This window comes from Phocaeicola abscessus CCUG 55929 (assembly GCF_000312445.1).
Classification (GTDB): domain Bacteria; phylum Bacteroidota; class Bacteroidia; order Bacteroidales; family Bacteroidaceae; genus Phocaeicola; species Phocaeicola abscessus.
In genome coordinates, this window is record NZ_HE997182.1 from 317891 (window position 1) to 334361 (window position 16471).

Annotated in this window: 10 protein-coding genes and 2 pseudogenes; 2 read left to right on the forward strand and 10 right to left on the reverse strand. The window is 39.5% G+C overall.

The window, feature by feature from the left end; genetic code table 11:
• Nucleotides 1-27 precede the first annotated feature (27 nt).
• The 3 genes and pseudogenes from metG to BN102_RS01400 all read right to left on the reverse strand — a co-directional run bounded on the left by metG (nt 28) and on the right by BN102_RS01400 (nt 4141).
• On the reverse strand, nt 28-2067 hold the full coding sequence (gene metG / locus BN102_RS01390; RefSeq protein WP_019207262.1) for a methionine--tRNA ligase: 2040 nt from the start codon (nt 2065-2067) through the stop codon (nt 28-30).
• Nucleotides 2068-2225: 158 nt separating this feature from the next.
• Nucleotides 2226-2621 (reverse strand): annotated as a pseudogene (locus BN102_RS10640) (magnesium chelatase subunit ChlI family protein); the annotation flags it as partial.
• A 362-nt stretch (nt 2622-2983) separates the two neighbouring features.
• Complete coding sequence (locus BN102_RS01400; RefSeq protein ID WP_019207265.1) at nt 2984-4141, reverse strand: IS4 family transposase; 1158 nt, start codon at nt 4139-4141, stop codon at nt 2984-2986.
• A gap of 344 nt (nt 4142-4485) precedes the next feature.
• Between BN102_RS01400 and BN102_RS01405 the strand changes: the two genes are divergently transcribed.
• Entirely contained in the window at nt 4486-4689 is a 204-nt protein-coding gene (locus BN102_RS01405; protein WP_019207266.1) for a hypothetical protein, read from the forward strand.
• Between the two features lie 4 nt (nt 4690-4693).
• Nucleotides 4694-6697: a GLUG motif-containing protein gene (locus tag BN102_RS01410; protein WP_083867161.1), complete on the forward strand. Its 2004-nt coding sequence runs from the start codon at nt 4694-4696 to the stop codon at nt 6695-6697.
• Between the two features lie 640 nt (nt 6698-7337).
• On the opposite strand, the gene BN102_RS01415 is transcribed toward BN102_RS01410, so the two are convergent.
• From BN102_RS01415 to BN102_RS01445, 7 genes and pseudogenes are all read right to left on the reverse strand, one after another.
• Nucleotides 7338-8465, reverse strand: coding sequence for an aldose epimerase family protein (locus BN102_RS01415; RefSeq protein WP_425357562.1), 1128 nt, complete (start codon nt 8463-8465; stop codon nt 7338-7340).
• A 22-nt stretch (nt 8466-8487) separates the two neighbouring features.
• Nucleotides 8488-10524: a beta-L-arabinofuranosidase domain-containing protein gene (locus BN102_RS01420; protein ID WP_425357563.1), complete on the reverse strand. Its 2037-nt coding sequence runs from the start codon at nt 10522-10524 to the stop codon at nt 8488-8490.
• A gap of 17 nt (nt 10525-10541) precedes the next feature.
• Nucleotides 10542-12383, reverse strand: a complete 1842-nt coding sequence (locus tag BN102_RS01425; RefSeq protein ID WP_036786910.1) for a glycoside hydrolase family 127 protein — start codon at nt 12381-12383, stop codon at nt 10542-10544.
• Nucleotides 12384-12886: 503 nt separating this feature from the next.
• Nucleotides 12887-14476 carry an IS66 family transposase gene (gene tnpC, locus BN102_RS01430; protein WP_019207270.1) on the reverse strand — a complete coding sequence of 530 codons (1590 nt, stop codon included), beginning with the start codon at nt 14474-14476 and terminating at the stop codon, nt 12887-12889.
• A 102-nt stretch (nt 14477-14578) separates the two neighbouring features.
• A complete protein-coding gene (gene tnpB, locus BN102_RS01435) occupies nt 14579-14950 on the reverse strand; it encodes an IS66 family insertion sequence element accessory protein TnpB (protein WP_036786913.1) in 372 nt (123 codons plus the stop codon).
• Nucleotides 14938-15336, reverse strand: coding sequence for a hypothetical protein (locus BN102_RS01440; RefSeq protein ID WP_019207272.1), 399 nt, complete (start codon nt 15334-15336; stop codon nt 14938-14940). The genes tnpB and BN102_RS01440 overlap by 13 nt, the downstream gene beginning before the upstream one ends.
• Before the next feature lie 76 nt (nt 15337-15412).
• A pseudogene (locus BN102_RS01445) lies at nt 15413-15952 on the reverse strand (DUF4372 domain-containing protein); the annotation flags it as partial.
• Nucleotides 15953-16471: the final 519 nt, after the last annotated feature.

Consider the following 16471-nt stretch of genomic DNA (forward strand, 5'->3'; position numbering starts at 1 on the left):
CATCCGTTCTTCTATAAAACGATCTCTTTATTTTACCTCGCTTCCCGGTTTTACTTCGTTCAGAGAAGTAATGACAGAAAGATTTCCATCCACGTTTTCGGCGCTGAGAATCATCCCTTGGCTCTCAATGCCTTTGAGTTTCCGGGGAGCAAGGTTTGCGATGAAACAAACTTGCTTACCGATCAAATCTTCAGGCTTATAAAACTTTGCGATACCGCTTACGATGGTACGGTTTGCCAAACCGTCGGCAAGAGTGAACCGAAGCAATTTGTCGGTTGTCGGCACTTTCTGACAATCGAGCACCGTCCCCACTCGAATATCCAGTTTCTCGAAATCCCCGTAAGCGATGGTAGGTTTGATCGGATTCGCCTTATAAGCGGTTGCGGCATTCGCCTTCCGCCTATCTTCCAGTTTGTGTATTTGAGCGTCGATGGCCGCATCTTCTATCTTTTCGAAAAGAAGCTCCGGTTTGTCTAACGGTTGCCCGACTTTCAACAAGTCCGTCCTGCCCAATTGATTCCAATCGCAATTTTCCATCTTCAGCATGGTGCGAAGTTTCCGACTGCTGAACGGCAAAAACGGCTCGAATGCAATGGCTAAGTTCGCAGATAATTGCAGTGCAATATTCAGGATGGTTGCCACGCGGTTCATATCCGTCTTGGCTACTTTCCAAGGTTCCGTATCCGCTAAGTACTTGTTCCCTATGCGGGCCAAGTTCATGGCTTCCTTTTGTGCATCGCGGAACTTAAAGACGTCCAACAGATTTTCTACTTTCGTTTTGACATCGGCAAACTCTGCCAGCGTATCTCGATCAATCTTTTTCAAGTCTGCGCACGCAGGAACTTTTCCTTCAAAATACTTTTGTGCAAGGACCAACGCCCGATTGATGAAGTTGCCATAGATAGCGACAAGTTCGTTATTATTGCGAGCCTGGAAATCTTTCCAAGTAAAATCATTATCTTTTGTTTCCGGCGCATTGGCCGTTAATACATACCGGAGCACATCTTGTTTATCCGGAAAATCGACTAAGTATTCGTCTAACCAGACAGCCCAATTCCGGGAAGTCGAGATTTTATCTCCCTCTAAATTTAAAAACTCATTGGCAGGCACATTGTCCGGAAGGATGTAATCTCCGTGAGCTTTCAGCATGACGGGGAAGACGATGCAATGGAAGACGATATTGTCTTTCCCGATGAAATGAATCAACCGGGTTTCCGGATCTTTCCACCATTTCTCCCATTCTTGAGGAAGCAGCTCTTGGGTGTTTGAAATATAACCGATAGGGGCGTCGAACCAGACGTACAGCACTTTGCCTTCCGCCTCTTTCACGGGCACGGGAATACCCCAATCCAGATCTCTAGTCATAGCGCGAGGCTGCAAGTCCATGTCCAACCAGCTTTTACATTGGCCGTATACATTGGGACGCCATTCTGGATGGTCTTCCAATATCCACTGTTTCAACCAATCTTGGTATTCATTCAGAGGGAGGTACCAATTCTTGGTCTTCTTCACGACTGGCTTCGAACCGCTCACAGTAGAACGCGGATCGATGAGTTCCATGGGCGAGAGGTCGTGTCCGCATTTCTCGCATTGGTCGCCATAAGCGTTTTCATTATGGCAATAAGGACATTCTCCGATAATGTATCGGTCGGCAAGGAATTGATGCGCCTCCTCGTCATAATATTGTTCACTTTCTTTCTCCACGAGTTTGCCGGTTTCGTACAGTTTTCTGAAGAAATCGGACGCCACCTGGGCATGGATGTCCGATGTGGTACGGCTATATATATCGAAAGAGATGCCGAAGTCTTTAAACGAATCTTTTATCAATTGATGGTAACGGTCGACGATTGCTTGCGGCGTCGTACCTTCTTTTTTCGCCCGAAGAGTAATGGGAACCCCGTGTTCGTCGGAACCACAAATGAATTTGACAGCTTGCTTTTTCATCCGCAAATAACGGACATAAATATCGGCCGGTACGTATACGCCGGCTAAATGGCCGATATGTACGCCGCCGTTAGCATAAGGGAGGGCAGCTGTTACGGTCGTTCTTTTGAATTTTCTTTCCATACGGATCGGTACGTTTTATCTTTTTTTCTCGATTCAGTTGCAAAGTTAGTGAATTTTACCGACTAACCCGTTTCTCCCTCGCTATTTTTTATCGACCTGCTTCTCTCGGTTTTTACGCTTTTACGTCGGCATCTGCTTGCTCAAACGACGGACGAAGATTATTCCGTCCACCCTTCTCTATCCAAATTCCGATAAGAGATGGCTTCGGCTAAATGAGCGGTTCTGATCTGTTCGCTCCCTTCCATGTCGGCGATGGTGCGCGAGACTTTCAAGATACGATCGTACGCCCGAGCCGAAAGGTCTAGCTTCGTCATGGCCGACTTCAGCAGGCGAAGTCCCGTCTCATCCGGCTTGGCGAATTGCCGAAGCAACCTGCTCTCCATTTGCGCATTGCAGTAGATGCCGGGGTAAGCCTCGAACCGCTCTTCCTGTATCTTTCTCGCCCGGAGAACTCTGGCCCTGATGGTCGCGCTGTTCTCTCCGCATCTGTCTTCCGACAGCTTCTCGAAGGGGACGGGAACGATCTCTATCTGAATATCGATCCGGTCTACTAGAATATGGACCGGAAATCTTTATCATTTATAACCATTGAACAAATTTTCCACCAAGCTTTTTGATTGGAAAAAGATGGCAAATCATCCCTGCAATTGTTCTTAGTCATTACTAATTCACTTTGCAAAGATATGATTTTTTTCTCATACTAACACCATGATTATAAGGCAAAAACAGTTCATATCTACAATAATTTGAACCTTCTTTGGGGATGAATGAATATAGCGATTTCAATCAATCGAAAGGCATGCAGATATAGCCACAAAAGAAGAAAGAACGAGTCGGAAAGAATCAACCATAAGAATTCTATCATACAATAAATACACTTGACATAAGTTTTATTATAATATATCATTAGTGTCCACTAAAAAAAATTAAGATTATATTGACCATAATCTTCAACATATTCAGATTTTTTGGTAAAGAGTTCCTTAATTGGAGTCTTATCCAACAACGAAGCGCTCAAAATTCTCAACACTTCGTATGTGCTCCTATGCAGTTTAAGATCATGTTCAATAATGGCCACCATACAATATGCAGTGATGTCAGAGTATATCTGGATTCTTACAGCAGTCTCAATAGTTCCCCAAAAGGATTTGATTTTAAGATGCTGTTTAATCCATTTAAAAAAGAGCTCCATATGCCAACGATATTTATAAAGAAGTGCTACTTGAGTGGCAGGTATCTGCATATTATTGGTCAGGTAAACAAATGTCTTGTTTTTATCTGTAGCATAGTATGCAATACGACGAAGAGATATGGGATATTTTTTCATCGTCTGATAGCCGGTAAGTTTGATAATTTGGTCAGAAAGTACACCATCTGCATTATGCATGGTATCATTCTCTTTGATGGTATCATACAGAAGATTTCCTCTCTGCCTTATTACGAAAAAAGCTTCGATCTCATTGATATGATAGAGTCTCCTAAGGTCAAAATACCCTCGGTCAAACACATAGTAAGCTCCCTGCTCATAAGGGATTACGTCCATAGCCCGTTGATCATGTACCTTTGCTTCCGTAATATGAATGAACGTAGGAATCTCCGTTTCAATCTCATAGAGCGTATGCATCTTGATACCTGCTTTTGTCCTGCGGAACTTTGCCCACCAGAAGATACTAAGACAAAGGTCGATGGTAGTAGAGTCGAATGCAAAGACTTTTCCGGCTATCTCAAAGTCCTTATTTATTCTCTTCTTTCTCGCAATACCTATCATGTGGTAGGCAAATTCTTCGAAGATACGAGGTTCACGTCTTTCGTTGACCTTTGCCAGATTACTTCTCGTTACATTCTTGCCAAAACCAAGATGATAGCTTTTTGTGGAATGAGCAGATATCGTACTAATGAGGTCACGAAGACTGTCACGATTACTCAGCTGTCCGAACATCATGATGAGCAACTGATTCCAACAGGTGAAATGCTTTACGTATTTATTCCCTTCGTATTTCATTATAATTCTATCAAAAATTCTCTGAGGCAAGAACTCTATAAGTTGAGAGAAAATATATTTACCGGTGTTCATAGAATGACTAATTTACTTTTAAAAAGCAAATGTACCCAATTCAAACCGTCACCGTTATTTTCTCGTTATAACACACTAAATTCAAATAAATTACAAATATATCCACTAAGTTTTAGTGGACACTAATGATAATATATGTAATTCGTGTGCCATATTTCCAATTAATTACTATGTTTGCGAGGAATATCTACATCGTAAGCATGATACAATATTCTCTTAACAAGAAAACATGGATTCTATTGTAGTACTACAACACAATGCATATTCAACTGACAACGCTCCAATAGGCGGTTCGGAATAGTTAGTATTGACGAAAATGTTTTTAATGTTAACTATACATATATATGGAAAAGACAAAAGAAAAGACAGCAATTATTGCGAAAAAACAGACTTACACAAAGCCTACCATGGAAGTATACACATTGGAATTAGAAAGTTCAGTATTACAAAGTTCAGTAGATGATTTTAGAGATGGCGGAGGTTGGGAATCTTCAATTGCCACTCCATTTGGAGGAAATGATGAACATATAATTTCAACAAAAGCTTAATACCATGAAAAAAATAAACGCATTATTATATTCAAGTTTACTGTTTTGTTCCATGCCATACGGCACGTCATGCAACAAAGATTCAGATATAGCAGAAATAAACAATGGAGAAAACCAAATATCCGAGAAAGTAATAACTATACATGGAACTCAAAGCGAAGAATCATCTTCCAGAATGGGATATAGTGACAAGACTAGCGGAATGGAAGTCACCTGGAGTGAAGGTGACGTAATCTATGTTGGTTTGAAAAGCCAACTGGCAGACGCAAACATTGCAAGTAGATGGCAAACTTATACTTTATCATCAGGCAGCGGCGAAAAAAAAGCTGATTTTACAGGTACAGGCAGTTGGTCAACAGGAAATAGGCTTTATGCATGTTCGTGTGGTGACACAAAAATATATAGCACGAAAGTAAACAACATATATTGTGCAACAATAGATTACAAAGTTGCATTCGACAGTAGCCAGAAACAAACAGGAAACAATAACACAGAGCATCTTGGTTCTTACGATTTGCAGATGGCATCTTCGTTATATACAGAAGGACAAGACCCTACATTCACATTTAAAAGATATGGCGCGGTCCTGAAATTCGACATCACGTTCCCAGATGATGCTATCGGCGAAAACGTACAATACATAAAGATTTATTCTGATCGTGGCGAAAAAATATTCGTTCAGAAAGCTTATATTCCTTTTGACGGAAGTGCTTCAAGTTTTGATTACACTACAGATATTAGACTTTCCTTTAGTGACGTCGTAGTTCCCGCTGATAAAAAAATCACAGCCTACATGATGGTGGGCGTATCAAACGAAACGGATCGTTTACAAGGCAAAAACATTAATCTTACAGTTTGTACTAACGACGGCACTGCGGATAGAACCTATATTTCAACCATTAAAAACACAAAAGCATTTGAGGTGGGAAAAAAATACACAGTAACAAAACAACTTATCTCCACCAAGAATCTTTCAACTTTCTTTGCTGGGGGAGACGGATTAACCGAGGAAACGGCTTTTCGTATTTCAAGCAAAGAACATCTAAAAAATTTAGCAATGCTTACAAATATTGGTGTATTAAAAGCCAAATATTATTACAAGGTCACAAACGATATAGACCTGGAAAATGAAAATTGGATTCCAATCGGAGTAGATTCCAGTAATACGACGCGATGGTTCCAAGGACAATTTGATGGAGGAAATTTCCTAATCTCAAATTTTTACCAAAGCATCAGCTATTATGAATGTGGACTATTTGCAGAAACAATAGCGGCCACGCTAAAAAACATTAATTTGTCAGGTGAAATCAATGGCACAACAATTTCTGGTTTTTCAGGATATATTGGTGGAATAGTAGGGTTTGCATTTGGTGGTGATATTATTACAAACTGTACTTTTAAAGGAACTATTAATGTCAAAAACGCTAGCGAAGTGGGCGGAATTGCAGGAAGAGCCAGCGGGAAGATTATTAACTGTAAAAATTATGCAACCATTAAAGTAACAGCGGATGACAATACGGCTCAAAATACAAACATAGGAGGCATCAACGGATCAGAAGGCACCATTGTAGGATGTTTCAACCAAGGAGATATAAGTTATGATAGAAACATCACATGGGATGGATATGTTTATATCGGTGGCATTACAGGTCAAGACGCCAACATCTATGGTTGCTATGCTTCAGGCCTTATTTCCTCTTCTAGCAGATACTCAAACGTTGCCTTATATCATGGAGGTCTTATGGGGTATAATAACGGAGGTTCTTACAGCATCAATAAATCGTACTGGAAAACCGTTACTAATCACAAAGCGACTAACGGCATTGGAGAAAAGGGTGTCGCTGCAATTGCACCAACGTCAGAATTGAACAACAATGATGTAATTAACGACTTAAACGAAGGCATTGGACTTGCCCTAGAGGATGGTTATATCACTAAATATGATTATAAATTTGCTTTAGGTTCAGCAGCAGACAATAATTTACCGAAGTTTATCAAGAATAACTAGTAGTTAATAAATAAAGTTATGATTAAGCAAACGACGGGGCGACAAATATGTTTCCCTGTCGTTTCTATTTTGAGCGACACAAAAGCGCCTAATCCCAGTCATTGAAATCCTCCTCATCAAGTTCTACTATAGGGATACCTGAATACCGACTCACATACAAATCAACCTCATCAGCTTCATGTTCGCAACAAGAGCAATGACACTGGCCATCACACTGGCAGTCACCATTACACGAACACTCTTCACCACAAGAACATCCGCTACATTCATTTATCAAGTCTTCTGATTTCATACTAACTCATTTCTATGTTCATCATAATACTTCTCCCCCGAATCAAGAAAGTTTTTTGCGATGCAAAGGTACACAAATCCCCTCGAATGGAGCCATGACTTCCACGACTACTTATCAAAAACAATGCGAATCCATGTCATTAAGTTGTTCTTTGGATCACAGGTAAAAATGAGTATTAATTAATATTATATGGTTATCTTAGAAATTTAAACCACAAAATGTAAATTGGATGCCTAAATACTTCACGCATTTAGACATCCAATATTTTAATGTGTTATTTATCCCATACAATCTTATCCCATAATACTCAAATCTAACCGTAATATAGTAAACAACACCAATAAATAATTACATTGTCACAAATTTGTATGTGCAATGACTTGTATATTTCTGACCAGGCATTAGATATACGCTAGGCCAGTCAAGCTTATTGGGTGAGTCTGGATAATGTTGTGTTTCTAAACATACTGCCGTACGCTGATTATATACAATACCTTTTTTCCCTGTTACTGTTCCATCCAAGAAATTACCCGAGTAAACTTGTATGCCTGGCTCATCCGTATAGACCTCTACTCCAATTCCGGTTGAAGGACATACCAAACGTGCAGCAAGTATATTCATATCTCCTTTGGTCGCTAGTACCCAGTTGTGATCAAATCCTTTTCCATTAGCGACTTGTTCATCATTCATATTCATCTTATCTCCTATTATAGATGGTGCTGTAAAATCCATTGGTGTTCCTTTTACCGGTCTAATTTCACCTGTAGTCATAAATGTACTGTCAACAGGAGTAAATGCTCCAGCATTCAGATAAAGTATATGGTCTGTAATCGGGTTTGATGGATTGCCGGACAAATTAAAATAGCTATGATTTGTCATATTAATAACTGTCTTCTTGTCGGTTGTAGCCTCATAGCTTATTTGTAGGGAATTATCATCTGTCAACTTATACTTTACTTTTGCCAGTACATTTCCTGGAAAGTTTTCATCATCATCCGGTGAATTCAAAGTTAATTCGAGTGTCTGTGCATCAATTTGTAACCCATCATATACTTTATATTGCCAACCGTTAGGACCGCCATGCAGACAATGCCCGAAATTATTGCGAGGCAACTGAATTGTATCTTCATTCATGACTAACTTGCCTTGGCTTATTCTATTGGCATAACGGCCAATAGAGGCTCCGAAATCTGTAGGAATTGTCATATAGTCTTGAATTGAATCAAAACCTAATACAACATCTTGCATATTACTGGCCTTGTCAGGTACCACAATTGAAACAACACGTCCACCAAAATTGGTAATACATACTTCCATCCCATTATGATTAGTAAGCACATATAGATCAGTCTTATTACCATCAATATTAGTCTGAAAATGTTCACGTTGTAAACCTGATAGAGTGATATTCTCCTTCTGTTGGCAGGAAAACAACATCGAAATGCACATTCCAAATAAAATAAGTTTCTTCATAATGTCATTTATTATTTTTTCTGTTTTATATTACCGGAAATTCGGAGATGCGTAATGTTGTACAGCCATAAGGTATCAATGTGATCTCCTCTTCAGGGACATCGTCTGTTCCAGGACCATATATCATCCAGCTATAAGGCAGAGGTCCAGCCATATTATTATATAATTGCCATGAAGGTATTTCTTTGGCTTTAGCTTTTATTTGAATAGGAGCTCCTTCTAGTGTCCAAGGGAAATCTGCACGTACTTTCTCATGGTCAATCATTACCTTGAAATATTCATCAAGATTGAGTTGTTTTACATCTAGTAGACCATAATTCCATTTTGATTTAGGATATACTTCATAATACATTTTCCCATAGATTTCGCTTGCTGGTATTTTTTTCTTCCTCCATTCCTCTTCTATTCGAAGTGCATATACCAACGGACCTCTGTTGACTGACACTGAGTTCTCGTACCAACTCTCCAAACGTACAGACATAGGTAGCATTAGTTTTACAATATCGCCTGTGTGCCACTTACGGTTGATGATAGCTATAGAATTTCCTTTATACGTGTTATATACTTCACCATTGATAGTAATTGTAGCCTCATTGCACCATTCTGGGATACGTAAATGGAAAGGGAAAGTGACTCCTGATTCTCCATTAGTGAAGTTTATATGGAACACAATAGCATCATCCATTGGATAACAGGTTTCCTCGGTGATTTTTACTGTGGCTCCATCGGCAACCTTCATCTCTACTACCGATGGAGAATAAACCATAGCTGCTACTCCGCAGTCTGCTGTAGAATACCACAGGTTTTGAACGAATTTCGGCCATCCCTGGTGAAAGTTAGAAGTGCAGCACGGATAACCAGTCAAAAGTCCGTACACAAGGTCCGTTTCACCATGATTGATGTCAAAATTATGCAGTGCCCTAGTTATCAAAACCTGATTAGGCTGCTGGAAATATTGTCGTGCCATAAAATCATCTGTTATTTGCGTAGGCAATGCATTGAAGGCAATTCGCTCCAAATGATCGAAAAATTGTATATCCCCCGTTATCTGTCCCATTTCTTCCAATGAAAACATTAATTCAACTGCCGAACAAAGTTCAGACCCTTGTGTTGGATTGTTCCCATGAATAGCTTCATCACCTCCATACATACCTTGTGGTTGACCATGGAACTGGCGAATATCTTTAAATGCCTTTTTTACAACCTGAATATACTTTTTGTCAGGTTCCTGTTGGTAATAAATAATCGGCTCTTTTATACCTTGTGCTAGGTTGACACAGTGAATGGTATTAATACGGGTTAAGTCGTCCCTATTGAGGAACATATCCACGTAATCATAACTTTGTTCGTGCAATAGTTTACCTAAATCTAACAGAAATGTGTCTCCCGTCAAATTATATAGCCAGTATACTATCTGCAGATTATCGCAAGCACGGTCTTTGGCCCAAAAAGTCCAGTTGTCCAATGGCTTCTCAGGCAAAGTAGCCAACTGATATTTGAAATAACGTGTCATAAAGTCAATTACTCGTTCATCTTGTGTGGCCGAGTAATATTGCTTTAAGAATTTTAATACAACCATACGAGGCCACCAGTCTTCTGAATTATTGCGTTGAAGCCCTTTTTCAGGTGGGTAATTGACTGTTGGTCCAAAAAATCCGTCTGCACGCTGACTTTGTAGTGCCCACTCTACCCAAGGTTGTGCCTTCTTTTTCAGACTTTCATTATCCATTATGTATGCTAGTGGCAACAGCCCGTCAATCCAATATGGCCCACGTTCCCATTGATCACCATCACCACCTAGCCAACCATTTCGGTGTCCCATTACTTCTGGGTAAAGACTATCCAAATGAGATGTCATACCTTTTGACTGGCGCAATAGCATCTCTTTCAGCCAACCCGTAGGTTTTATGGTGCCTAAAGGTAGTTCGATGTAAGGTTTCCGTTCCAGTGGAAACCGGTTGTTTACATATGGACCTTCAATAGGGGTCCTAGGAGTCATTGCAGCTGCATTTATACAGCTGAACAAAACCATTAAGACTAGAAAATGTTCTTTCAATACCATCATAAGCATTCACACTTTTATTCTTCATATTTTACCCATACTTGCATTTTTCCGGCTTCACGGTTATCCCAGGCATAATATGGAATAAACTTATAAGTATCATCACCGTTAACTGCAGTAATGCTGACAACACCCCCTAATAAATCGGGCTCAAAATTTGCCATATAGTTTGTAGAATGTAGCAAAGTGGCATTATTGTAAAGGGGATTATCAATTTCTTCCATACAATATACCAATGGGCCTCTTTGCAAACAGCGCTTACCGATATTGGCTTTTACACGCGGATCAGCAGCTACGACTTCTACTGGCATAGCCATACTGAATGAAACCTCATCACCTGCTTTCCAAGTGCGCTCAACCAGTAGGTATTGTTTATCTATTTCAGTCTTTACTTTCTCACCATTAACCATGAATTCATAGTTCTTACACCAGTTCGGGATACGAACTTTCAACGTAAAGTTTGTTTCTTTCTCAGGAGTCATTACCAGCTTGACGTCACCTTTCCAAGGATATTCTGTCAACTGTTTTACGTGCATAGGAACATCTTCAATCGTTACGTTTGTTTCGCTGGCAATATACAGATTAACCCATAAAGCATCTGAAGAGGTAGCATAGACATAATTACCTACAGAAGGTAAGAAACGAGAGATTTGGCTTGGGCAGCATGCAGTACCATACCAAGGTTTTCTGTGATGTGTTCCTGCTGACTCCAAAGGATTAACATAAAAGAAGCGGTCAGCTGACAGAGAGATACCTGCTAAAGCACCATTATACATGGATCTTTCCAGTATATCTACATATTTACCATCTCCTTTCAGCATATTCATACGCTGATTCCAGAAAACCATACCGACAGATGCACAAGTTTCACAATATGCCTCTGCATTTGGCAAATCATAGTCCTCAGTAAAACCTTCGTTCTTACGTGAAGAACCTATTCCACCAGTAGCATACATCTTGGTCTTAGTCACATCTTCCCAGAGCCGATCGAGGGCACGTACATATGCTGTATCTTGTGTGATGGAAGCTAAATCAGCCATACCTGTAAACATATACATGGCACGTACTGCATGCCCACTAATTTTGGAAAGTTCGCTAACTGGTTTTAAGTCCTGATAATAGTCCTTAGCCTTCCAGTCACCGTGGTTGTGTCCACGTTGCTCAAGCAACCAATGTGCGAGTTTTAAATATCTATCATCCTGAGTCACGCGATATAGTTTTACCAATGCTAGTTCTATTTCCTGATGTCCCGGTACCCAATTACGTTTATTTTTTCCAAAAGTATTGTCTATATGGTTTGCGAATTTAATGGCTACATCCAGCAGCGTACGTTTACCGGTAGCATTGTAATATGCAATTGCAGCCTCTATAAGGTGACCACAACAATACATCTCATGCTTATCCATATTTGTCCATCGTTGATTCAAATCTCCTAAAATGAAGTATGTCATCAAGTAGCCATCTTCAAGCTGTGCACCAGCAATTTTGTCTATAATCTCATCTAATTTTTTCTCCAACTCAGGATTGGGATGATTCATCAGGGAATAAGAGCAACCTTCAATCATTTTATAAAGGTCTGAGTCATCATAAACCAACCCTTTGAATTCTCCCTCTTCCATTCCTGCAGCAATAGCAAAATTCTTTATACGTTGGGTTTCAACTTCGCACTGATTTAGACAAGCTGGCAATGTAACTTCAGCATGCTTGTTTATTCTTGGTAACCAAAAATTATCTTCAATCTTAACTTGTGCAAAATTTACAGGCTCGTTTTTCTGAAAGGAAGTTTCCTTTTGTGGCGTATTGCAGGAGTATAGCCCTACTGCAATCAATAGATAAGCAAATGGTTTTACTCTTTTCATGATATACTAAATTTATTTATAACATTTTTTCTGAATACAAAGAAACGGAAAGTAAAACAAGAAAAAACATAGAATCATCTCAAAAAATGGTATCTCCTATTCAAAAGCAATTGTTCTATAAGTAACTTACATGAGATTTCATCTGAAAAGGTATGTTGTCAGACTTTCTAATAAATAGTAGTTGTTTATAGCGTTGTAAGTGAGTGTCTCTCGCTTTGATGATATTTTGAAATTGTAAACTTAGATTTGCTAAAATGATTGATATTTGTACTGGGCAGTTTAGAACCAGACGAAATAGCTAAAATACTTTCAGAACTAAATTTTGTAGATTCAAATAAAATATAGTTTATTTTTGGATATTAACATCTAGGCTAATAAATATTGTTTTTAGTAGAAAATATCTCAATATAAATTAGTGTCCCGTTAAAATCGGGACAAATTAATATTAATCAAACAATCGTATGCGTTCCAAGAGAGGCGTATTGCTAACCTGATACCTTATATTATATAAGTTCGGGCTCGTCCTTCTTATACATATCAGGTAGCAATGGTCTTAGGAGATCATAATTATATAAAGGCGACATATTTATAACCTTATCCATTAACCATGTCAGATACTCTTCGGGATCTATGTTATGTAGCTTACATGAAGCCACAATTGAGTAGAACAATGTAGCATACACTGCTCCGTTTTCACTTACAAAGAAGAGAGAATTCCTTCTGGATAACGATATGTCGCGGTTTAATATCTCACAAAGGTTATTACCGAGCCTGCAATGTCCCGTTTTAAATATTTCCCTGACGGCTGGCATCTCATTCAGCGAGTATTGCGCCGCCATATACATAGGAGTCTTCGGCACTCCTGATTTCATAATCAGCCTACATCGTGATTCAATCTCATCAAGGATAGGTGAAGCATATTCCTCGCGCCATCTTAGATTATCGGTCTCCGTCCATCCGTCTTCTCCTATCTTATGCATATGTTCCTTGTGATATAACTCAGAATACAGACTTGCTATCTTTACTGCTTCCGGTATCGTATCACCGATATTGATCCATTCACGTTTTACATGCTGTACACAGGCAAGTCTTGTTATCCCGTTGCCCTGTTCCTCACCAAGGTTACGATAGAACCTAAGAGCATCTGACTGAAGCAATTCTTTATAAGATCCAAGGAACTCAGCACCTGTCTCACTGCTACGTGAGCCCTTTGAAGAGAAGTGGTAGCGTACAAGATTATATTGATATGAGAACATCTCCCACATATAAGCTTTCTTTGTGCGCTTGCCATTCTTGTTTGGTTCCACGCAGTTAGTCAGACGATGATATGTCTCATCCATGCCTATGTAAGTATCCCCGATTATGGTCTGATATATGGCAGTGCCTATATTCTCCAATAAGACATATGCACCCTCAAGCAGATTAAATGCAGTTGTCTTCGACAGGTCAAAGCCCTCGGCATTAACCATCTTCACTACACGCTCAATAGGTAATGCATAACCGAACCTCAGAGCTATTATATGGGCAATAAAAGAGGACTCATATTGTGAGTTCTGTAAAGGTGTGAGAGGAGCCTTGGCACATTTTAATGTATCATTGATCCTTTGCTTATGGCGATGATAATGTATCTCTTCGATATAGCCCTTCTTATAGCTGTAATGTACAGTCTCTTCTTCGAGACCGGTATTTTCTACTACATCGCCATCTTTTGAATCAGGGTACAGGTCAACATGCCTGACTATAATCTTGCATCCTGCATGACTTCTTCTGATTACTTTTCTCACATCCTTTTTGCTATCATCATCTTCCTTCCTGTCAGCTGAAGACGACTGTATCTTTACAGACTCGTTCTGTTTGTTGGCATTACGTACCATTGCAGACAGCTGCCTGTTTTCATTTACAACTTTTTCGGTAACGGCTTCACGTTCAGTGAGCCTCTGCTTAAGGGACTCGATAGTGGCGCATAGTTCCTTGATAAGGAGAGTGTCTGCTTCCTTGGATGCCTTGGCCTCTATAAGTAGAGAGTGCATAGTCTCTAAAGTAGATTTTAGGGACATTATTGTCTCATTAAGCAGCTTGTTTGTTGCTTCCAATTTAGATATTTTCTCATCCTTACCATGTGTTAAGGATACGAAAAACCAGTGAGTTAACCTAATAAATCACAAGGTATTATGCGATAAAGTCTATATTTTTTATCATTGTAAATCACTGTTAGAAGGTAGTCTGAACCGCTTTCTGAACCTGATTTTCTTAAGACTTACGCCTTGCATTATAAGACAAAACCGTTCCCATTGAAGCTCGTATTTTACTGATCCGTCAGAGGTGGGTCTGCTCTGTTCAAACGTACCCTTGGCCAACCTCTTGTGGTAAATGATATACCCATCTCCATCCCACCTTAGTATCTTGACGGATGAACAGTCCTTTGAGAAGAAGACGAATGCATCTCCTGATGTAGGGTCCTGTTTGAACTCTCCTTGGATTATAATGCTAAGACCATTTATCCCATTGCGCATGTATACTGTCCTACGGCATACCCAATATCTGATAGAGGATGTCAAAGAGAACATGACCGCATCTCTTTTATTAGTTGGCTTAATGAAACTATACTTTCGACGGGTAACTCGTCTATGCGGACATGTAAATCTCCATGATCTAAAGTAAGTCCCTTTATTGTTGCCGTAGAAGATTGAATGGCTGGTTCTTGAGGAGTTGCAGGAAGTTTAACCTCGACGAATGAAGGCGCATCTGTTTGCTTTGCGCCTTTATATCCTGATGCAATCCTTGCCTTTACTGTAGATATCTTGAAATGACGGCGGTATATCCAGTCCTGCATTTTTCGATAGTGATATCCATTATTTGTACAGAAGGTCTTTAGTTCTAAACTCAGATCTTGTTCCAGGACAGATTTGTATTGTGCCCACTCACGCGAAAAATCATGTTTCTGTTGCTCCATGGCTAATAATTATTATGTCTTGCAAAACTCATAATTAATTATTAGGCTGTCAATACCACTCTCTTGGAACGCATACGTTTGTCGCGGCAGAAGTGAATTTTATATCCGAAGGTACACCTTCATTGGCATGTATTACAGTATGGACTTTAATGCCACCTTTCTTCTTTCCTGTTTTAGGATGACGACCAACACCTTTAAAAATCAGATTCGAGAATAACGATATGGTAGTAGAATCTATTATTTGAAGTCGTTTCATCCATTTTGGCTCCTTGCGAGAGTGGCTGTCCGAAGAAAGTTGATTATGATATTTTGCATACAAATCACGATATATGCATTCAAACACAGCTTCAGAACGTCTTTTGTTGGCATCAGACAATGTATTACGGGATGTCATAATTGAGATACCAAGATGACTTAACTTTCGTGCTTCAACATGTAGGGATGCGGTAATTTCACGTAATGAATCAAAACGCATTATTACAGCATAAAGCATGACAACGGTATGTGTCCAACAATCAAACCGCTTTATATAGCGTTCTCCACCAAGTTCGCTGCTCAACTTTAAAATTTTTGTCTTATCAAGCAATCTTATTATCTGACTATAGAGAGGCTGTCCTCAGGAAAAATATGATTTCGGTCTAAATGCTTAAATTACAAGGCTCTGCGATAAAACACAGGTCGTATAGGTAACGATTTAGAAATGAGCGAAGTGCACTGATACACAATATTTTGAATAGCCAAAGAACGCTCACTATTTCACTTGCAAAGATAACCCTTTTCGAGGAAAAGTGAGCGTTTTTTCATGTTTTTCTTCTTGTCAGTGAAAGAAAAAAGCGATTATAGTCGTTGTGAGCGGTTACGATGAATGAGCTGTTGCCGTACTCGTATCGCCACCTGCTTTTGGTGCATCTTTACTACGGTGCCATCATAGAAGCCATCTTGCGGAGCATCAAACAAATATTGCACAAAAGAGGTAGAAGCTATTAAAGAATCTCTGGATAAAACTTAGCTCCTCTTCATAGACCTTGATTTCTCGTTGTTGTTCTGAGATTGTTTTGTCTTTTCCCTTGATGGTATCCTATAAGAGAATCACCTTCCTACGGATTTCGTTCTTCTCCTTCTCTTTGAGGAGCGT